The 19,494-nt window shown below is 67.6% G+C and carries 15 protein-coding genes and 1 pseudogene; 4 read left to right on the top strand and 12 right to left on the bottom strand.

Annotated elements, in window-relative coordinates:
• Window positions 1-61 precede the first annotated feature (61 nt).
• The 6 genes from ME121_RS29825 to ME121_RS29845 form a co-directional block, all read right to left on the bottom strand.
• Window positions 62-4,024 (bottom strand): glycosyltransferase, encoded by a 3,963-nt coding sequence (locus ME121_RS29825; RefSeq protein ID WP_059410112.1) that lies wholly within the window; start codon window positions 4,022-4,024, stop codon window positions 62-64.
• 177 nt (window positions 4,025-4,201) lie between these two features.
• Window positions 4,202-7,423 carry a hypothetical protein gene (locus ME121_RS29830; RefSeq protein ID WP_053622665.1) on the bottom strand — a complete coding sequence of 1,074 codons (3,222 nt, stop codon included), beginning with the start codon at window positions 7,421-7,423 and terminating at the stop codon, window positions 4,202-4,204.
• 243 nt (window positions 7,424-7,666) lie between these two features.
• On the bottom strand, window positions 7,667-8,023 hold the full coding sequence (locus tag ME121_RS29835; protein WP_053622666.1) for a hypothetical protein: 357 nt from the start codon (window positions 8,021-8,023) through the stop codon (window positions 7,667-7,669).
• A 138-nt stretch (window positions 8,024-8,161) separates the two neighbouring features.
• Window positions 8,162-9,145: a GDP-mannose 4,6-dehydratase gene (gene gmd / locus ME121_RS29840; RefSeq protein ID WP_012317197.1), complete on the bottom strand. Its 984-nt coding sequence runs from the start codon at window positions 9,143-9,145 to the stop codon at window positions 8,162-8,164.
• A 446-nt stretch (window positions 9,146-9,591) separates the two neighbouring features.
• Window positions 9,592-10,629, bottom strand: coding sequence for an SGNH/GDSL hydrolase family protein (locus tag ME121_RS34465; protein ID WP_179240060.1), 1,038 nt, complete (start codon window positions 10,627-10,629; stop codon window positions 9,592-9,594).
• A gap of 398 nt (window positions 10,630-11,027) precedes the next feature.
• Entirely contained in the window at window positions 11,028-11,813 is a 786-nt protein-coding gene (locus ME121_RS29845; RefSeq protein WP_059410113.1) for a hypothetical protein, read from the bottom strand.
• 423 nt (window positions 11,814-12,236) lie between these two features.
• On the opposite strand from ME121_RS29845, the gene ME121_RS34470 reads away from it, so the two are divergent.
• Complete coding sequence (locus ME121_RS34470) at window positions 12,237-12,533, top strand: HOOK family protein (RefSeq protein ID WP_245337897.1); 297 nt, start codon at window positions 12,237-12,239, stop codon at window positions 12,531-12,533.
• 357 nt (window positions 12,534-12,890) lie between these two features.
• Here the strand turns inward: ME121_RS34470 and argC are convergent, their stop codons facing one another.
• The 5 genes from argC to ME121_RS29870 all read right to left on the bottom strand — a co-directional run bounded on the left by argC (window position 12,891) and on the right by ME121_RS29870 (window position 17,177).
• Window positions 12,891-13,841, bottom strand: coding sequence for an N-acetyl-gamma-glutamyl-phosphate reductase (gene argC / locus ME121_RS29850; protein WP_053622729.1), 951 nt, complete (start codon window positions 13,839-13,841; stop codon window positions 12,891-12,893).
• Window positions 13,842-14,012: 171 nt separating this feature from the next.
• Complete coding sequence (gene rpsI, locus ME121_RS29855) at window positions 14,013-14,498, bottom strand: 30S ribosomal protein S9 (protein ID WP_012318176.1); 486 nt, start codon at window positions 14,496-14,498, stop codon at window positions 14,013-14,015.
• Between the two features lie 2 nt (window positions 14,499-14,500).
• Window positions 14,501-14,962 (bottom strand): 50S ribosomal protein L13, encoded by a 462-nt coding sequence (rplM, locus tag ME121_RS29860; RefSeq protein ID WP_012318175.1) that lies wholly within the window; start codon window positions 14,960-14,962, stop codon window positions 14,501-14,503.
• A 210-nt stretch (window positions 14,963-15,172) separates the two neighbouring features.
• Complete coding sequence (locus ME121_RS29865; protein ID WP_053622730.1) at window positions 15,173-15,790, bottom strand: CoA-binding protein; 618 nt, start codon at window positions 15,788-15,790, stop codon at window positions 15,173-15,175.
• Between the two features lie 115 nt (window positions 15,791-15,905).
• Complete coding sequence (locus tag ME121_RS29870; RefSeq protein WP_348648833.1) at window positions 15,906-17,177, bottom strand: nucleotide sugar dehydrogenase; 1,272 nt, start codon at window positions 17,175-17,177, stop codon at window positions 15,906-15,908.
• Window positions 17,178-17,736: 559 nt separating this feature from the next.
• Between ME121_RS29870 and ME121_RS34475 the strand changes: the two genes are divergently transcribed.
• Together ME121_RS34475 and ME121_RS29875 are read left to right on the top strand one after the other, a co-directional pair.
• Window positions 17,737-17,871, top strand: coding sequence for a hypothetical protein (locus ME121_RS34475; RefSeq protein WP_020096204.1), 135 nt, complete (start codon window positions 17,737-17,739; stop codon window positions 17,869-17,871).
• 138 nt (window positions 17,872-18,009) lie between these two features.
• Window positions 18,010-18,363 (top strand): hypothetical protein, encoded by a 354-nt coding sequence (locus ME121_RS29875; RefSeq protein WP_246753255.1) that lies wholly within the window; start codon window positions 18,010-18,012, stop codon window positions 18,361-18,363.
• A 257-nt stretch (window positions 18,364-18,620) separates the two neighbouring features.
• Here ME121_RS29875 and ME121_RS29880 read toward each other — a convergent pair whose 3' ends face one another.
• Window positions 18,621-18,986: a c-type cytochrome gene (locus ME121_RS29880; protein WP_059410114.1), complete on the bottom strand. Its 366-nt coding sequence runs from the start codon at window positions 18,984-18,986 to the stop codon at window positions 18,621-18,623.
• Window positions 18,987-19,399: 413 nt separating this feature from the next.
• Here ME121_RS29880 and ME121_RS34480 point away from each other — a divergent pair.
• Window positions 19,400-19,494, top strand: a pseudogene (locus ME121_RS34480) (integrase core domain-containing protein); the annotation flags it as partial.

Consider the following 19,494-nt stretch of genomic DNA (forward strand, 5'->3'; position numbering starts at 1 on the left):
GGGTGCAGCACCGAGATGCCGCGCCGCAGCATCTCCTGCTTCATGTCCTCGTTGACGGAGATCATGCGGCGTCCTCGTCGACGGGATGTCGGATTCCGGCCGGCGCCGGGTCCAGGCCGTAATAGTCGCGCATCAGGTCGTCGTATTCGGCCGCCCGGATGGGGCCGCGAATCCGCCCGCGTGGCGAGATGTCGACGTCTAAGAGCCGGTCGTTGAACGCGGCCGGATCGTGGATCAGGGCATAGGGCAGCACGTGTCCGTGGGCGTAGCCACGCAGCCGCTCGCTCTGCGCGCCGAGGTCGAAGGCCACCACCGGCAGGCCGGTACGCAGCGCCAGGGTCAGCGCGTACGAGTAGGTCTCGGGCCAGATCGCCGGCAGCAGCACGAGATCGGCGAACGATCGCGCCGTCAGGTCGAGGGCCTCGTCGTCGCTCATGTAGCGGCCGGTCTCGGTGATGCCGACGGCCGCGAGCGCCGGACGCAGAGCCGGGTCGGAGAAGCCCACGATGGTGATGTCGATCGGGAGGTCCCGATCCCGCGCGTCGGTGGCCAGCGCCTGAAGGAAGCGCGCACCCTTCATCATGTTGATGGCGCCGAGCACCGCCACCCGGCGCCTTCCCTCCCCGCTCTTGCGGATCGCCGGCCGGATGCGGCGGTCCGCCTCGAAGTGAGGCCGCACGGTGATCGCCAAGTTCGGATAGACTGCGTTGAGCCGCCGGGCCGTGTCCGTCGAGGGCGCGAACACCTGCGCGGCGCCGGCCAGGAAGGCGCCGAACGTCGTCCGCCGCTCCTCCGGATCCGGTTCCTCACGGGCCTCCCCATCCGCGGTCATGCAGCCCCGGCAGACCGGAACGGGTGCGAGCCCGCAATAGGTGCCGTCGGGCTGGACTAGATGGTTGCGATGGCAGACCGGCGAGAAGTCGTGCAGCGTCCAGGCATAGGGGCGCCCCGCCTCGGTGACCAGCCGCATCATCGTCCGCACCGCCGACCAGCGCAGGCCCGCCAGCGAGTGCACGTGGATCAGGACCGGCGCCAGCCAATCGAGGAACTCGGCGACCTGAGCCTCGTCCCGGATCAGGGACAGGCTCTCGATCGTCGGCAGGTAGAGGTTCTCGGCGCTGCGGTACGAGACGTTGATCTGGATGTTGCGGTCGCGGTCGACCGAGAGCAGCACCACGCTGACCCCCTCGCCCTGCAGGCGCGCGATCATGTCCTCGATGTGCCGCTGGATGCCACCGCCCCAGCTGTGGGTCACGAACAGGACCGCTCGGCTCCGGAAGTGTCGGGCCAGCCGGTACAGATCGATCCGTGCCCGGGTCTGCCGGCCGGGATCGGCGGCCACGAACTGGCCGACCACGGCCGGATAGTCGGGGTGCTTGGCCAGCAGCGCCGCCTGACCCTGGTCGTACTCGCCGCCCTCGTCGAGTCCGAACGAGATCTGGCCGGCGTGGTAGACGAACACGTCCTCCGCGAGCAGGTTGACGAAGCCCGCCTTGATGGCGCGCATGCACCAGTCGTTCTCCTCGCCGTAGCCCTTGCCGAAGGCGACCTCGTCGAGCACGCCCACGGCCTCGAGGGCTTCCTCGGTCATGTACATGCAGAAGCCGACGCCGGTGGGCACCGCGACGGCGCGGCCCCGGTTGATCCGCGACACGACCGCGTCGAGCTCGGGCCGCTCGATCTCGAGCCGCATGCCGTTGTTGGCGTTGAATTTCGGGTAGCTGCAGATCGTGGCGTTGTTGGAGAGCGGGGTCACGCTGCCGATTTGCGGACGGGCGCGCGTGTGGGCGACGAGCCGGTCGAGCCAGTCGCCGAAGACCTGCGCGTCGGAGTTGAGCAGGACCACGGCCTTGCCCTGGCGGAGGCCGAGGCCGCGATTGACCGAGCGCACGAAGCCGAGGTTGTGCTCGTTCTCGACGAGGTGGAACAGGCCGCGGCCGGCGAGGTCGGCGAGGTCTGCGGACAGCTCCGGGTCGGGCGAGCGGTCGTTGATCGCGAGCAGCGTGAACCGGGTCTGCTGCCGGGCGACGAGGCAGGCGTGAATGGCGCGCAGGGTCTCGCCGCGACCCTTGTAGACCGGCATGATCACGACGACGTCGGCCTGCGCGATCGGCAGGGCTTGCGGCAATCCGTTCCAATCGGCCGGCTCGGGGGCGAGCATGGGCGGCCAAGTGCCGAGATCCTCAGGACAGGCCATCAGCCCGGCGGCCCGGCCGGTCCGGACGTAGTGCAGGAACGGCGACTCGCCCGCGGCGAGCAGGTGACCGTAAGCCTTGCCGTAGAAGTCGTACGAGAAGGTCTTGTTCGGAAGCCGACCCTCGTGCTGGCCGTGGGCGACGAAGTGGGAGAGCGGGCCGCCCTGCGCGCCGGCCACGTCCGGATAGCGCTTGGCGTAGAAGGCAGCGTCGAAATACGGCTCCATCAGAAGAGCCTCGTCCATCAGCGCCTCGTCCGCGTCAGAGGGCGGCGTACCATAGCGCGGGTCGAAGCCGGTGCCGATGTCGACGCCGAGCATCAGCGCGGTGGCGAGATGGTGGATGAACGGCGCGACCCCGGTCTCCAGAACGTAACCGTGCTGGTCGAGATAATCCCGCCCGTTGAAATCCGCGCGCGGGTTGCGTCCCATCCGCCAGCCGCGCTCGCAATAATCGCGGATCGCGTCGACCTCGTCGGGCACGCCGTAGCGCCGCCTGTAGAAGGCGTGATCGAAGTGCAGGGCCGCCAACGCCGCCTGCAGCCGCAGGTAGGCCTCGCGGTCCACCGGTTCGCGGCCGATCTCGGCGATCCAGCCGGTATCCTCGACCGGCGGCGTGTCCGGGCGGAACCCGCACACGCGCAGCAGCGTGTACAGCGTCGCGTGCTCCGGTCCCGGGTCGCGCCCCTCGCGCCAGCCCACGCTGGCGAAATGCACGTAGGGCCGGATGCCGCTGCCGCGGACGTCGGCATAGGTCGTCCGGTACCAGTCGTCGTCGACCGCGGGGAAGCTGATCCGGCCTGGGCTCTCGAACGGCGTCTCGGCGGAGATAAGCGTCTCCGCGATGTAGCGGAAGAATGGATCGCCGCGAACCGCGCGACTCTCCGCGCGCTCCTGCACGAAGCCCGCCGGGTCGAACTCCTGGCGGGGGCTGCGCATCTGGCGCCACTCGCCGGCCGCGTAGGCGCGCAGCAGCTTTTCGTCGGAACGCTGATCGGTCCGGCCGCGATAATAGGCGGCGTCGAAGTAGGGCGCGATCGTCTCGATCCGGAACGAGACCGCCTCGTCCTCGCTCAGCGGCCGCGCCTTACCGCCATGCATTACGTAATGCAGCAGCGGATTGTCCGTCGTGTAGCTGAGGCCGCGGGTCAAGCAGTAATACAGGATGTCGAAATGGGGCGATGGGTCACGGCCCTCGCGCCAGCCCGAGTTCATGTAGTGATCGCTCGGATCGACGCCCGCCGCCCGGAGATCGGGATTGCCGGCGAGATAGTAGTCGGGGTCGATCAGCCGACGTGCGAGGCGGGCGGCGCGACGGGCGTCGGGCCGCGGGATTGCATCGACCCCGTGGCCGAGCCGGGTCTGCAGGTAGTGCAGGAAGGGATTGATGTCGGTGTGACGCAGGAAGGGATGCGCCGCGAGGTACTCCGCCGTCGAGAAATCGGGGCGGGGGTCGCGGCCCTGGCGCCAGCCGGTGCGCAGATAGTCGTGCAGCGCCGACGCTCCTCCGATCCCGTACCAGCTCTCGTAGAAGGCCGCATCGAAATGCGGGGCGAGGGCTGCGAGCTGTTCGGCCTCGGACGTTGGGTCGGTCGAGGGCGGAAGGCCGCCGCGGGCGGCGAGGCGCACCAGTGGATTGCGGCTCGCGCGCGTGTCCGGTGCGCCAGCCCAGCGGTGATAGAGCCCGTCGAGGCCGCTCAGCGCTCCCTCGCCGTGACGCCAGCCCGCGCGCAGAACGCGCGCGGTGCCGCTGCGCAGGATCTCCTTGCCGATACGGCGGCCGATGCCGGTCAGGCCCTCGCGACGGCTCCATGTAAAGTTGAGCGCCATTACGGCACCTCTCGGCTCAGGGGTGACGTGCCCGCGCTCATGGGCTCCGCGAGCGCGATCGGGTCGATTCGACTCATGGCGTCTTGGTGTTGAGAAAGCGCTCGGCGGCCGCGCGGATTTGATCTCGGTGAGCGCACTAATTGAAGCGGCCTGTTCCGTAAACTCGAGCCCACGCCGTCAGGGCAGCCCTCGCCCGTCGTAGTTCGGCGGTCCGAGTCTGAAGGCGGCCTCGTTGTAGAAGGGGTCGTGGACGACCCGCGCGCCCCAGCGGCGCACGAAGTGCTCAACCTCAACGGCACGCGGCCGCGGCGCCTGCCAAGGGCCGGTATCGGCCAGGATCGCGCCCGGCTCGTAGACGATCCGGGAGCCGGCCGCCCATCGGCCGAGGCAGTAATCGACATCCCAAAGTGCCCCGCCGAGCGCCTCGTCGAATCCCCCGGCTTCGGCGAACGTGGCGGCCCGGGTCATCAGGCATTCCCCGCTCACGGCCAGGAAATTCCGGGCGGCGGCGGCGCTGAAGAAATAGCCGTCTGCCCCACCGTTGCCCTCGCGTACGGGCTCGGGCAGGCCTGCATGCATAACGAGGCCGGCGTGCCGGAACTGGCCGTCACCGCCGATCAGGCGCGCGCCGACGGCGCCGACCGCAGGTTTGTCGAGATGGATCAGCATACGCTCGATCCAGTGACGCTCGGTCGGCTCCAGCTCAGGGGCGAGGAATAGCAGCACGTCGCCCCTCGCCTCGCGGGCCCCGTGATTGAGCCGGCCCGCGGGGCTGATCGCTCCCGTGGGCGCGACGACCGGTCGGCACCCGGCCGCGCGAAGGGCGGCCTGTTCGACGGAACCGGCCTCCCGATCGAGGACGGCCGTCACGTCTAGACGGGCGTGGCTCGATTCCTCCCGGATCGCGGCGATCCGACTGATAAAGGTTTCGACCGATCGCGCCTCTTCGCCGACGGGACCGAGCATCAGCGAGGCGATCACCGAGACGGTTTCGGTCCGCGGGCCGGGCGCCACGGCGTAGCGGCGGGCCCGAGAAGCGACGTCGATGCGCGCGCCCGTGCGGTCGGTACGCGCCAGCCGCTCCCCGATCAGCGCGCGCTCGGTCGCGTCCTCCCCGTACCGCCGGTCCGGGCCGCGCAGGAGGATCCGGCGCAGATGCCGGATCCGGGCGCCGGCCTCGCCGAGGCGCAGGGTGAGATCGAAAGCGCTACGCGCCTCGACCAGCAGGCTGGCGACCGCGGCACCCCGGTAGCAGGCCGCCCGGCCGACGTAGTCGAAGCTCTCGAGGTAGTCCGGACTCCAGCCTGGTTTGAAGAAAGGCAGGATGCCGTACCGGCCCGGGACCTCCTCGTCGCCGTAGATCAGGTCGGTGTCGGGCGCGCGGTTGATGTCGCAGGCAAGATCGTAGAGGGCGCGCGGAGGCAGCTCGTCGCCGGCCTCCAGCCACAGCAGGTAGGCGTTTTCCAGGTCCCGGAGGGCGTCGGCTGCCGCCGACGGCGTCTGGCAGCGGAGCGCGCGCGTGTAGATCTGCCGGTCGAGGGAGGCCCGCGTGCACTCGGCCGCCTCGACGTCCGCGCCGCCGACCAGCACCACGAAGGTGGGCTGCACCACCATCAGCCCGATATGCCGGTGGATGTCCTGGACCTCCGTGGCGAGCGTCAGAAGCGCCGCGGTGCTGCGCCGCTCGTGGAGCGTCTCGAGCGGCAGCGGCGCCCGGCCCTCGGTCCGGCCGGCGGTGGCGAAATGGGCCAGCGGATTGAGGCCGGCGCGGGCCACGTCCGGGTGGCGTTCCAGGTACCAGCGCGTCGAGAAATTCGGGCTCGGATCCCGGCCTTCCGCGGCGCCGAGATGCAAGTAATGGTGCAGCGGTGTCTCGAAGGTGTCGACCAGGTCCGGATAGGTCCGAAGGTACCAGCCGCCGTCGAACAGCGGGTGTGGCTCGGATCCGATGTGGACCCCGCGCTCGATGTAGTCGACGAGGGGATCTTGGTCCCGCCCGAGCTCCGGATGGTGCGCACGGTACCACGCGGCGTCGAACAGGGGGTTCGGGTTCGTGCAGGCTCGGATGCCGTGTACGAGGTAATGGACCAGGGGGTTGGCGTCCTCGATATCCGGGACGCGGGAGCGGTACCAGCCGATGTCGAACAGCGGGTGCGGGTCGCGCCCCTCTCGGCCGCCGTCGCCGAGGAAGTGCACCAGGGGATTCTGCCCGGAGCCGGCCACGTCCGGATTGCGCTCCAAGTACCAAGATGTGTCGAACAGCCGACACGGATCGCGCCCCTCCGCGGCGCCCCCCTCGATGAAATGCGCGAGCGGGCTGCGGCCGGTCCCGACGAGATCCGCGTTGCGGGACAGGTAGAAGGCGGCGTCGAATAGCGGATGTGGATCGAGCGCGGCGCCGCGCGTCCTGTAATGGAGCAGCGGATTCAGGCCCCGTGCCTCGGGCGTGCGCGCTAGGTACCAAGCGACGTCGAACAGCGGGTGCGGGCTCGCCGTGCCGCTGTCCCTCAGGTAATGCAGCAAGGGATTGGCGCGAGCGTCGACGGCATCCGGGACTTGCCGGAGGTAATGGGCCGGATCGAAGAGGGGATGCGGGCTGAGGCCCGCGCGTGCCCCGTCGGTCAGGTAGTGGATCGCGGGATTCATCCCCGCCTCGGCCACGTCGGGCGCTTGCTCGAGATACCAGGGGGAGTCGAATAGCGGGTGCGGCTCGGCGCCGTCCGCGGCATCGCGGCCGAGATAGTCGAGCAGCGCGTTCTCGCCCGCGTCCGGGAAGGTCTGGCGGTACCATTGCGTGTCGAACAGCGGATGCGGATCGTAGCCGAGCTGCGCCCCGAGGCGCATGTAGTGGACGAGAGGGTTCTCGCCGGTTGCAGCAACGTCCCGGTAGCGGGCGAGATACCACGCGCTGTCGAACAGAGGGTGAGGGTCTACCCCCTCCCGGCTCCCGTCTGCGAGGAAGTGCAGCAACGGGTTGAGACCCGCATCGCGCACGTCCGGACGCTGCCGGAGGTAGAAGCCGGTGTCGAACAGCGGATGGACGTTGCGGCCTTCGCGGCCGCCCTCGGCGAGATAGTGCTGCAGCGGGTTCGCGCCCGCGCCGGCGACATCGCTGTTGCAGGCGAGATACCAAGAGGTGTCGAAGAGCGGATGCGGATCGAGGCCACCGACCGCGCCGGCTGTAACGTAGTGTAGGAGCGGGCTCTCCCCCGCACTCGGGGCCTCGGCCCGGTACCAAGCGGTGCTGAACAGGGGGTTCGGATCGAACCCATCCGCGTTCTGATGCGCGATGTAGTGCGCCAGGGGTGCGTCGGCCGCCTCCGGATGGCGTAGGGTGTACCAGGTCGCGTCGAACAGCCCCGATTGCGCGATGGCCTGCGCCAAGGCATCGGATCCCATCGTCATCCCGCGCGCGGACGCCAAACCGGGAGCGGACAAGTCGGATTGCGGCGGGGCGTCCATATTATCTCGGATTTTCGAGCGGGCCGAACTGATAACCAGCGTCCTGGGATGCTGCAATGTCCTGATCCAGAAGGGCGTCGTCGAGATCAGAGCCCCGCCGTTCGCCGGCCGCGACGGACCTCCCGGATCCGGCCCGCGCCGCAGCCCGGCCCGGGGGCGGGTGGATCGCGGGCGGGTGCCTCAACCGTCGACCGGCCGCAGCGTCGGCAGACCGGATGGAGGCGAACGCAGTCCCTGGCGTTGAGCTGGGTTCAACCCATCCCAGGTCGTGCGCAGACGCTGATAGGCACCCCGATAGCACTCCAGAGTGCGGTGGATGTCGAGGGAGCCCGGCAACCCGGGTCCGTCGATCACCGGAGCGTCGCCGGGCTGCGGCGCGAGGCCGACGCCGGCAACCGTGACTTCATTCGTGTGCTCGCGCAGCAATGCGGCCGCATCGGAGAGGCGAACGACGTAGTCGGCGAGGCGACGCCGGTAGGTGTAGAACTCGGACTCCGCAAAGGCGTAATCTTCGAGCGAGTATTTGAAAGTCGTCATGCGGCGTGCTTCCACTGATGTCCGCCGGACGGTAGACGAGGCATCTGTCCGGTGTCGGTCCGCGCCGCCCGGCGCGCCGGGGAAAGGGTGTTCCGGCCCGTGCCGTCCTCGGCTATGCCTCCCGATGGGCCGCCCCGGTCAGGCGTTGGCGCTGAGGCGCTTGATGTCGGCGTCGACCATCTCGGTGATCAGCGCCTCGAGGCTGGTCTCGGCCTCCCAGCCGAAGGTCGCCTTGGCCTTGGCGGGGTTGCCCAGCAGCACCTCGACCTCTGCCGGCCGGAACAGCGCCGGGTCGACGATCAGGTGGTCGTCCACCTTCAGGCCGACGTGCTTGAACGCGATCTCGCACATGTCGCGCACCGTCGTGGTCCGGCCGGTGGCGATCACGTAATCGTCCGGGCGGTCCTGCTGCAGCATCAGCCACATCGCCTTCACGTAGTCGCGGGCGTGGCCCCAGTCGCGCTTGGCGTCGATGTTGCCCAGCCGCAGCTCCTTCTGCCGGCCGAGCTTGATCCGCGCCACCGCGTCGGTGACCTTGCGGGTGACGAACTCGACACCGCGCAGCGGGCTCTCGTGGTTGAACAGGATGCCGTTCGACGCGTGCAGCCCGAAGCTCTCGCGGTAGTTGATGGTCATCCAGTGCGCGTAGAGCTTGGCCACGCCGTAGGGCGAGCGCGGGTAGAACGGCGTCGACTCGCTCTGCTTGGCCTCCTGGATCAGGCCGAACATCTCCGAGGTCGAGGCCTGATAGTAGCGCGCCTGGGGTGCCGCCGAGCGCAGGCATTCCAGCATGTGCACCGCGCCGAGGCCGGTGACCTGTCCAGTCAGCAGCGGCTGCTGCCAGGACGAGGTCACGAACGACTGGGCCGCGAGGTTGTAGATCTCGTCGGGCTTGGCCGCCTGGACGATGCGCAGCAGGGCGGACTGGTCGAGCAGGTTGCCGTCGACCAGCTCGACATCGTCGAGGATGCCGAGCCATTTCAACCGGTGATCGAACACGCCGGCATGGCTGGAGCGCCGCACGATGCCGGTGACGGCGTAGCCCTTCTGCAGGAGCAGCTGCGCCAGATACGCGCCGTCCTGGCCCGTCACTCCCGTGATCAGCGCTCGCTTGGCCGTCATGAACCCGTCCCGTCCCGAAGATGCCCGGCTGCTAGGACCGTGGCGATGACGAAGTCAAGGGAGCGCCGGACGGCGGTAAGCCGGCGCCTATGCCGCGATTGACCCCAAGCCCGAGCGAAACAAAGGTCGAAATAACTCGCGATTCCTGGCCGCCGCCCCTCACTGGTGATCTGCGTGTCAAGCGTTTCCGGCGGCTTAGGGCTCAGGCAGAAGAGCCAGCGGTCAATGTGAGACCGCATGAAATCGACAAGTGTCACCTTCGTGAATGTGCGCGATGTGATCCGCGGATGCAATCTACGCGAGAGTCGCCGGTCCTGCTCCTGTCCGAGTGCTAAAGGGGCGCAGACAGGCGCACCGCTTAAGCCGCATACCTTTTCGAGCGCGCGGAAGTCGACAACGTGGACGGCCGGGCGGTCTCGGCCCGACCGACCTCACACAATTCACATTCACGAGTTGTTTCTGTGGTTGATCTCGCAGTCCTTTCTTATGAGACCAAATATACTACTGCCCATAATTTGCCTGCCGGCATCATTGTAATGAACTATGTCTGTAAATATCTGTTCGCCGATTTTCATAAACGCGTCGCTTAGATCATGAATGCTGAAAAAATCGCGAGAGCCATACTTCCCCTCATACTCTGATATGACGGTTTTCAATCTTTCGTATTGGCGATCGAGGTAATTCAGAAATTCTTCGGACGCGAATGATTTTTCGCTCTCGGTCGGCGATGATTTGCGAACAACCATGGGCTGAAGAATGAAATGGACAGGTATAGCGATACCTTTTGAGAGCCGGCCGAGACGGTCAACTGCGAGTTCGAACTTCCTCACCACCTCCCATTCCCAAGCTGGATCCTTCCAACGCGTGATCAGTCTCAGATTGCGCAGTCGCGCAAATATCAGATCCTGAACCGATTCTCGGCTGAGACTGGACAGTGCTCCCTGCCGCTGATCCTGAGAAAACAGGTCGTCGTAAATGGCTTCGAGAGCAAACATATTGTACGGATTTCCCGGGCGTGGATCAAACGTCCAGGGCTGGAAAGTATCTGTACCGCCGCCTATTATAACTATAACATCTGGATCTAAATCGATCAATTTCATGGTAGAGAGCATTATAGATTGGTTAAGGCAGCTGGATATTGCGCCAAAATTGTAAACACATGCCCCGATGCCGAATTTTTGGCGTAGCAGTGTCTGAACTCTTCCGGGGACGGTATCGTCGTTCGTGAGTCCATCGACCAGCGTGCTGTCGCCGACAATAAACACCCTCAGGGTCTCGTCTTTACTCCTTGGTCCAGCGGCTACGTCGTTGCGATAGCCGAGCGCATCGTAGTGCCAGCCATGGTCAAATATTTGCGATGAGGGCCTTCCAGCGAATGCCACGTAGGGTGCCGGGAAGCGAATGTTCGAGTCAAAAGTCCCGAGATGGCGAACCAGCTTCTGCTTTTCTGCATCGTTATCAGATATGGACGATCCGGTTGTCATGCGCGTGTCCGTGAGATTGTCTGTGCGAACGCAGGCCGTTGCGTTGCAGGCTGATCTCCCGCTCACGCTCCGGCCGCCCTATACGCATTCTCTGCAAAACCTCATCCGCCCTGTGGCCTAGCTAAATCCTGGGACGTCCTGAGATGGCGACCTTCGGGCGAAAAGCCGGTTCTGGTGGCCTAGCCTCCGTGCAGAGAAATATTAAGACGTCGGTTCACACCTCGCTATCGAGCTCGTTGCGCGTGCTTACCGCGAAACGAATGTGGGCGCGACGCCGTTGCGATCTCTGCTGAAGCCGGTCCTGGGACGAGGTCCGCGTCGTCCTTCCGATGTATCAGTGGGACCGAGCTATCCACCGCAGCGCTGAGCGGGCGGATGGTTCCAGCTGCCTGCTCCACTCATCGTGTTAAATTAGGTGAGAAGGATCGTTCTGCGTGGCGGGTGTCGAGAGCATGGGCGCGCCGACGTCGACCGTAGACGAGGCGACCGAGGTCCCATAGTGCCTCGGCGTCGTGCCGCCAGAACCCCCAAGCCCTGAGGGCGCCGAGGCAAATGCGCTCGAGCCAGACCGGGCGATCGAAGCGCAAGGGCGAGCCGATCCGTGCGCCGACCTCGTGGCAGATATGGTGGGCGTGATCCATCGCGATATGTGCGTGACCGTCGCTTAGCCTCTTCCGCAGCGACCCGTCCGGCTCCTCGTACAGCGCCGGGATTGGCACGTAGGTGATGTCGAATGCCTTCGTGTGTACCTCCAGTACCGCGTTGAGCATGCGGCGGATCGCGATCCGTTCGCTGAGCGGTCCATGGACGGGCAGATCGGGATTCGGGGTGATCGGATCCATCGGCGGCGGAGCGCCAAGCATGAAGATGCGTGACCGAAGGCCGAAATGCTCAAAGGTTGCTCGGGTTCTCACGACGTAGCGGTCGACCAGTTCCCCGATGATGTACTCGATCGGTCGGCCCTGTAGGCGCGCGATCCGGGCTATGTGGCAGCGCACGTCAATCTCTCCGAACACCAGAACGACCGCGTCGTCCGGTTTCGGCGTGACCAAGTGTGGTACGAACGACGCGCCGTCTCGCCCGACCCGGTGCATGGTCCGCGGCCCCAGCCAGAAGGTTGTGACATCAGCGCAGCGCGCGAAAGTGTAGTGCGCGTGGCTGTCGCCAAAGACGTAAATCGCCACCGACTCGTCCGCCTCGCCCGATCTGCCAATGCAGTGCCAGCGGGGTTGGCGCTCGCTGAGGCGGTTACCACGGTTACCAACCCAGCCGGCAAACCCTTGCTGTCCCTGGGGCCATGATGGCAATTCGGGCTCGGAATGGCTGTTGTCGCCGCGTCACAGGTCTCACTTGAGTCAAATCATCATTAGTGATTCCTACTCTCGCGTGAAGCTACTGAAGCGCACGTCGAAGAGCGCTATGCGAAGCCGCGCAGTCGCTCTCGCGAGGCCGGTGTGGCACGCGGGCGGGTCAACTAGCCTCAGAGGCTTCCGGGTTGCAGGCACGTGCGGGCATCACGTCAATCGGGGTGGCTCACCCGGAGATTTGCCGCTGATCGCTCGAGCCGATCGGATCTGATGAAAAGTGGCCCTGGGATACGGGAATAAATGGCTGATGTGGAAAATCTAATGATTGATCACCTAGAATTGGAAGGATTGTACGAGTTGTGGACAGCTTTATTAGAAGAACGGCGAATGATCGTCGCATCGGTGAAGTCTTTGCGCGACACACGTCGGCGGAAGGGTAGCTTCGTCGTCGGTGACGGGGCCGCTTCCGGCCCTCGCTTCATGGCCCTACAACAGCAAATCGACTGTGTTGAGAGCGTGATCGCGCAGCTGACAAAGGACGCGACGGGGGAGTTTCCTTCTGCACTGCGCGCAGCGGATGAACGTATCTTTGGATAACGTTCCGGCTTGGGCCACACAAGGTCGGCCTCCAACCTGCTATGATCGTACCGGCGCACCGGATCCGCCGGCACGTTCAAGTGCCTGAACGGGGATGCAACCGTTTGGGTGAACGCGCTCACCGAAGCGGGGCGCTCTAGGGGCGCGTCGATCAAGCCGTGCTCCCGCGCAGGGCGAGTCCGATCCGTTTACGCGCATGCCGGTGTGGCACGACACGTCAATGAAAAGCATCTCGATGTTTTTTTGCGCGGTCCCAGACGGCGGTAAGGCGATCCGATAGGGTCGAAGACAGGCCGGTCCGAGTGCGCGTAGTTGCCTCCTCGCACTCAGACGACCGATCGAACCGACGCGCCGGTTTCAGCCGTCGAGCCCGAGCATCAGCCCAAGATTCTGCACGGCTGCCCCTGAGGCGCCCTTGCCGAGATTGTCGAGGCGCGCCACCAGCACCGCCTGCCCGTGCACGGACGAGCCGAACACGCGCAGCTCCAGCCGGTCGGTGTCGTTGAGATCCTCCGGCTCGATCTTCTCGCGGTGCGCGCCGGTGGCGGCGCCCGGCACGACCTGCACCAGGGGCTGCCCGGCGTACCAGTCGCGCAAGGCCGCCTCGAGGTCGGAGGCGCTGGGCCGGCCCGGCAGGGTCTCGAGGTGGAGCGGCACGCTCACCAGCATGCCCTGCCGGAAGTTGCCCACCGACGGCACGAAGATCGGCCGCCGGGTGAGCCCGCTGTAGCGCTGCAGCTCCGGCAGGTGCTTGTGGGCGAAGCCGAGACCGTAGAGCTGGAACGGCGGCGCCGTGCCCTGCTCGTAGGCCTCGATCATGCTCTTGCCGCCGCCGCTGTAGCCGCTGACCGCGTTGACGCTGATCGGGTGGTCGGCCGGGATCAGGCCGCCCTCCACCAGCGGCCGCAGGAGCGCGACGCCGCCGGTCGGGTAGCAGCCAGGATTGGCGACCCGCCGGGCGCGCGCCACCGCCGCCCCCTGCTCCCGGGTCAGCTCCGGGAAGCCGTAGGTCCAGCCCTCCGCGACCCGGTGGGCGGTGCTGGCGTCGAGGACACGAGGGCCGCCGCCGGGCAGGCTGTCGGCCAGCGCCACGGTCTCCTTGGCGGCCTCGTCCGGCAGGCAGAGCACGACGAGGTCGACCTCGGCGAGCAGGGCGCGCTTCGCCGCCGGATCCTTGCGGTGCTCCGGCGCGATGCTGCGCAGGGCGACCCTCCCGTCGCGCTCCAGGCGCTCGCGGATACCGAGGCCGGTGGTGCCGGCCTCGCCGTCGATGAACACGGTGGGCTTCGTCGCGCCTGCGCCAGACATCGCTCGTCTCGCTCTCTCGAATGTGCCTCGCCGCCCGAGTCGGGCACCGCGGCCGGGGATCAGGTGCGCGCGGTGCGACAGCCTGTCAACGGCCGTACCGCGGCCTGAAAACGCGAAAGGGCGGCCCCCGCAGGAGCCGCCCTCTCCGTGACACCGGTGTGACCGGGTATCTTAACGCTTGGAGAACTGGAAGCTGCGGCGGGCCTTCTTGCGGCCGTACTTCTTGCGCTCGACCACGCGGGCGTCGCGGGTGAGGAAGCCCTCACGCTTCAGCGGGGCGCGTAGCTCCGGCTCGTAGTAGGTCAGGGCCTTCGACAGGCCGTGGCGCACCGCGCCGGCCTGGCCGGAGAGGCCGCCACCCGCCACCGTGACGGTGATGTCGTACTGGTCGACGCGGCCGGCGATCTCCAGCGGCTGGCGCAGGATCATGCGCAGCACCGGGCGGGCGAAGTAGGTCTCCACCGGGCGCTTGTTGATCGTGACCGTGCCGTTGCCGGGCTTGATCCAGACGCGGGCGACCGCGTCCTTGCGCTTGCCGGTGGCGTAGGCGCGGCCCTGCGCGTCCAGCTTCTGGACGTGGACGGGGGCCTCGTTGGCGGGGTCGACCGCGCCGGTGTTCGACCGGTTGAGGTCGGCGAGGGACTGCAGGGTCGCCATGATCAAGCGCTCACGTTCTTGCGGTTGAGGGCGCCGACGTCGAGCGCCTGCGGCTGCTGGGCCTCATGCGGGTGCTCGGTGCCCTTGTAGACGCGGAGATTACCGAGGATCTGGCGGAAGAGCGGACCGCGGGGCAGCATGCGCTCGACGGCCTTCTCCACCACGCGCTCGGGAAACCGGCCCTCGAGGATGAACTTGGCAGTCCGCTCCTTGATGCCGCCCGGATAGCCGGTGTGGTAGAAATAGCTCTTCTGATTGTACTTACGCCCGGTGAACTTCACCTTCTCGGCGTTGATGACGATGACGTTGTCGCCGCAATCGACGTGGGGCGTGTAGGCGGCCTTGTGCTTGCCGCGCAGGCGCATCGCCACGATCGACGCGAGGCGGCCGACGACGAGGCCCTCCGCGTCGATCACGATCCACTTCTTGTCGACCTCGGCGGGCTTCAGCGAGGTGGTCTTCATAGCCAAATCCCAGGGGTTCCGACGGACCGGACCCCGACGCGTCGGGATCCGCGGACATCGGGGTGCCGAAAAACGAGCCGCCGCGTGGGGCACACGCGGCGGCGGTGCCGGGTGCATAGACGGTCCCAGACGCTGGGTCAACAGGGAAGTTTAAAATCCCGGAAAAGCTATTTTGTTCAGCGTGTTGGCGGTTGAGGTATCAGAGTACCGCTATCCGTCGGAGCGCCGGCCCCGCTCCGCGATGGTCAGCTTCTGGACGCCCCTGGCCGCCAGCACCGGCTTCCGGGCGCTGAGGATCCGGGAGTTCACGCCGGTCCAGCCGATCTCGCCGGAGAGCCGGCCGTACTCGATCTTGGGGCAGCGGTTCATGATCACCGTCAGTCCGCGCGCCTCGGCCCGGGCGGCGGCCGCGTCGTCGCGCACGCCGAGCTGCATCCAGATCATCTTCGGAGGCGGCGTCAGCGCCAGCGCCTCGTCGACCAGCGGCCCGGCGGCGGCGGAGTTGCGGAAGATCTCGACCATGTCGATCGGCTGGTCGCCCAGCCCGGCCTGGACCTCGGCGAGGGAGGCGGCCACCCGGCGCCCGAGCAGGTCCTGGCCGGCGAGGCCGGGATTGACCGGCGTCACCGCGTAGCCCCGGTCGAGCAGGTATTTCAGGACGATCCAGCTCGGGCGCGCCGGATTCGCCGAGGCGCCCACCAGCGCGATCGTGCGCGTGCCGTTCAGGATCGTGCGGATCTGCGCGTCGGGGTAGCGGGCGTGCCGCTCCGCGAGCGCTGCCGCGTCGCTGGGCGCGGGTGGCCGGTTCTCGTGGCCCGTCTCGTCCATGGCGTCTTCCCTCGTCGTCCGGATGATCGCGGGTCGTGTCGCGCTTCTCGCCGCGTTCTGTGCCGCGTTTCTGGCCACGCGTCGCGCCGCTGTCGCGGCCTCGGCGCGGCCGCCGTCACAGCCGCCAGACCTCGTAGCCCAGCCGCGCGAACGGCGCCTTCTCGAAGAGTGCCTTCACGTCCACGATCAGGCCGCCGGGCTTCACCCGAGCGGCGATCGCCTCCGGGCCGAGTCGGGCGTAGTCGCGGTGCGGGACCGCGATCACGGCCGCGTCGGCCTCGGTGGGCAAGTCGGCCCAGTCGACGAGGGCGATGCCGTACTCGGCCCGGGCCTCCGCCGCGCCGGCGCGGGGATCGTGGACCGACACGGCGCAGCCGAATTCCTCCAACTCCCGCACGAGGTCGCCGACCTTCGAGTTGCGCAGGTCGGCGCAGTTCTCCTTGAAGGTCAGGCCGAGGACGATGACCCGCGCCCGCCCGGTCCCGCCGCGCCGGACGATCCGCTTCACCGTGCTGCGGGCGACGTGGGCCGCCATGCTGTCGTTGATCCGCCGCCCGGCCAGGATCACCTGCGGGTGGTAGCCGATCATCGCGGCCTTGTGGGTCAGGTAGTACGGGTCGACGCCGATGCAGTGGCCGCCCACGAGCCCGGGGCGGAACGGCAGGAAGTTCCACTTGGTCCCCGCCGCTGCGAGGACCTCCTGGGTGTCGAGGTCGAGCTTGTCGAAGATCAGCGACAGCTCGTTCATGAGCGCGATGTTCAGGTCGCGCTGGGTGTTCTCGATGACCTTGGCAGCCTCGGCCACCCGGATGGACGAGGCGGCGTGGAGCCCCGCCTCGATGATCGACCCGTAGAGGGCCTTGAGCCGCTCCAGGGTCTCGGGGGTGTCGCCGGCGACGATCTTCACCACCTGGGCGAGGCTGTGCTCCCGGTCGCCCGGGTTGATCCGCTCGGGCGAGTAGCCGACGAAGAAATCCGTCTTCCAGCGCAGGCCCGAGGCGCGCTCCAGGACCGGGATGCAGACCTCCTCGGTGGCCCCGGGATAGACCGTGGATTCGAACACCACGATTGCGCCCGGCCGCATGTGCCGGCCGACGAGGTCCGAGGCCCGGATCAGCAGGTCGAAATCGGGGCACTGGGCCGCGTCCACCGGGGTCGGGACGGTGACGACGATCACGTCCGCCGCGCCCAGCGCGGTCGGGTCGTCGGTGATCGCGAGGTGCGCGGCGGCTCGGAACGCCTCCGCGTCGATCTCCCCGGCCGGGTCGTGCCCGGCCCGGTAGGCCGCCACCTTGTCGGCGGCGCGCTCGTAGCCGATCGTGGCCCGCCCCCGGCCGAACGCCAGGGCGAGCGGGAGCCCGACATAGCCCAGGCCGACGATCGCCACGCTGTCCGCCGAGCGGTCCGCCGGGCCTTCCCCTGAGCCGTCTGCCGCTCCGTCAGCCACGCCGGATCCCTCTGCGGGCTCGGAGGGCGCCGATGACGATCCGGCCGCCTGGCGCGTATAGGGGCGGTCCGCGCCGGCGTCGACTCGCCTCGGCCCGCGCGGTGCGCGGCCCCGGACCGCTTACGGGGCGAGACCATGGGGCGTGACGATGCCTGATCTCCGCTGAACCGAGGGGCCGGTCCACTGCACCGACCTCGTCGACGGGACCGGAAAGGTCTTCGGCTACGTCGGTCCCTGCGCCGCGGGCACCCGCGGCTACGTCGTCCAGTCCGAGTCGGAATGGCCGCCGCGCCCCGCCGCCTTCGCCGATCACCCCGCGGCCGCGGCGGCCCGCGTCTGGGTCGAGGCCGCCGTGTCCGGGCGCGCCTTCCGGCCCGTCCGCATCCTCCGGGAGGACGTTGCTCGGGAGGGCGGCGCGCCGGAGGCCTGGTCGCCCGGCGCGGTTCAGGAACTCGTCAGGTACGCTCGGCTTTGTTGTGGCGTGGAGTGGAGGCGCCCGATGGCCGAAATCTGCATCACGGAAGACCAGAACGGACGGTGGACCGTCTACACTGCCGGACTGGTGGTGACGGACCTGACACGCGAGGCCGCCGAGGCCTTCGCGGCGAGCTACCGCCGCGTCACGGCCGGCTGAGCGACGGGCCCCTCCGACACCCCGGAGCCCGAACGCGCGGCCCCCGGGAGCGCTGGCACGCTCGGGCTCCGGGGCGCGTCGTGCTATGAGGCCCGCCGAGCCCCGATCGCCCTGTCGCGGGCAATGAGGTCGATCACCATGCGCCTGTTCCTGCTCGCCGCCGCCCTGCTGGCGCTGCCCGCCCCCGCCTCGGCGCTCTGCCGCTGCACGTGCATCCGGGGCGAGATGAAGGCGATCTGCCAGGAGACCGACCTGACAGTGCCGATCTGCCAGGGTCTCTGCGAGACCACGATCCGGCAGGAGCGGGTCATCATCCCGCTGGCCGGCGGCCGGCAGGCCTTTGAGCCGGCCCAGTCGACCAACCCCGCGCCGGGCGGCCTCGTGTCCCCCGATCTCGGCCTGGACACCAACCCGAACGGCACCCAGTTGGGCACGCCGAGCCAGCTCTCCGGCAGTGTCGGGTCGAGCCTCTCCTCCGGCAGCGGCCGCTGAGCCACGAAAAAGCCCCGCGCGGCGGGTGCCGGCGGGGCTGAAGGTTGAGGACGCCCGGTGCGTTACGCCGAGCGACTGCGCCTAGAGTAACACCATCCTGCCGGATGGGAAGCTCTGGCGAAGAAAAATCAAAATATTTTTGGGCGATCGTCCTCGGGTAAACGGAAAAGTCCCCGCTCGGCTGGGCCGGGCGGGGTCTATCGCGGCGGGTGCGCAGTGGGAGGCCGCGCGTATCCTTGGTCCGGGACCAGTCCGACTTAGGACTGGGTCTTCAGGTAGGCGATGAGGTCGTTGATCTTCTTGTCGTCCGCGATACCCTGGAAGATCATCTTGTTGCCGGGCACCTTCGCCTTCGGGTTCTTCAGCCACTCGTGCAGGTTGGCCTCGTCCCAGGTGATGCCCGAGTTCTTCAGGGCGGCCGAGTAGTTGTAGCCCTCGTAGGTGCCCGCCTTGCGACCGACGACGCCCTTCAGGTCGGGGCCCACGCCGTTCTTCTGGAAGTTGTGGCACGCTTTGCAGGGGGCGAATGCCTTCTCGCCGGCGGCGGCGTCACCGGCCTCCTGGGCCTGCGCGGCGAAAGGCATGGCGACGGCGAGGACTGCGCCGATTACGAGCATACGCATGTATAAACCCCAATCCAGAAGATAAGCTTCGCGGTTTTGGCAGAAAAAACGCGCGATGCAAGCGAAAAAATCTTATCCTGATCGCAGATTGTATTGGTCGCTGCGCCACATCATTTCGAAAGTTCGTGCCGGCCGCGGTGCCAGGCCTCCGCGGACGGCGCGCCGCCCCGTGATGGACTGCCGCCCGCGCGTGGCCTGGCACGCCCGCAGAGGGGAAGTCGGCGGACCTGAGAATGCTTCCAACCTTGACATGTCGGGATGTTGACGTGCGTCGCGGCGCGATAATCCGTCCGGGTCCGGAAAATCCGGCTCGCCGGGGCCAAGGGCGGTGCGCACGAAAAAAGGGCCCGCCGCGGCGAACCCTGCTGGGTCCCGAGATAAGCGCGGTCGGTGCTGGTGTCGAGCAGAGGAAGATCGATGATCGCCTGACCAGGCCGCGCTGCCCGTGGACGAACGGTCAAGTCGAGCGAATGAACCGAACCATCAAGGACGCCACGGTCAAGCGCTA

This window comes from Methylobacterium sp. ME121, from assembly GCF_000974725.1.
Taxonomy (GTDB): domain Bacteria; phylum Pseudomonadota; class Alphaproteobacteria; order Rhizobiales; family Beijerinckiaceae; genus Methylobacterium; species Methylobacterium radiotolerans.

Bases quoted from the DNA above. Each gene is read 5' to 3' on its own strand.
- ME121_RS29825 (WP_059410112.1), bottom strand. From the start codon at position 4,024: ATGGCGCTCAACTTTACATGGAGCCGTCGCGAGGGCCTGACCGGCATC.
- ME121_RS29830 (WP_053622665.1), bottom strand. From the start codon at position 7,423: ATGGGATCCGATGCCTTGGCGCAGGCCATCGCGCAATCGGGGCTGTTC.
- ME121_RS29835 (WP_053622666.1), bottom strand. From the start codon at position 8,023: ATGACGACTTTCAAATACTCGCTCGAAGATTACGCCTTTGCGGAGTCC.
- gmd (WP_012317197.1), bottom strand. From the start codon at position 9,145: ATGACGGCCAAGCGAGCGCTGATCACGGGAGTGACGGGCCAGGACGGC.
- ME121_RS34465 (WP_179240060.1), bottom strand. From the start codon at position 10,629: ATGACAACCGGATCGTCCATATCTGATAACGATGCAGAAAAGCAGAAG.
- ME121_RS34470 (WP_245337897.1), top strand. From the start codon at position 12,237: ATGGCTGATGTGGAAAATCTAATGATTGATCACCTAGAATTGGAAGGA.
- argC (WP_053622729.1), bottom strand. From the start codon at position 13,841: ATGTCTGGCGCAGGCGCGACGAAGCCCACCGTGTTCATCGACGGCGAG.
- rpsI (WP_012318176.1), bottom strand. From the start codon at position 14,498: ATGGCGACCCTGCAGTCCCTCGCCGACCTCAACCGGTCGAACACCGGC.
- rplM (WP_012318175.1), bottom strand. From the start codon at position 14,962: ATGAAGACCACCTCGCTGAAGCCCGCCGAGGTCGACAAGAAGTGGATC.
- ME121_RS29865 (WP_053622730.1), bottom strand. From the start codon at position 15,790: ATGGACGAGACGGGCCACGAGAACCGGCCACCCGCGCCCAGCGACGCG.
- ME121_RS34475 (WP_020096204.1), top strand. From the start codon at position 17,737: ATGGCCGAAATCTGCATCACGGAAGACCAGAACGGACGGTGGACCGTC.
- ME121_RS29875 (WP_246753255.1), top strand. From the start codon at position 18,010: ATGCGCCTGTTCCTGCTCGCCGCCGCCCTGCTGGCGCTGCCCGCCCCC.
- ME121_RS29880 (WP_059410114.1), bottom strand. From the start codon at position 18,986: ATGCGTATGCTCGTAATCGGCGCAGTCCTCGCCGTCGCCATGCCTTTC.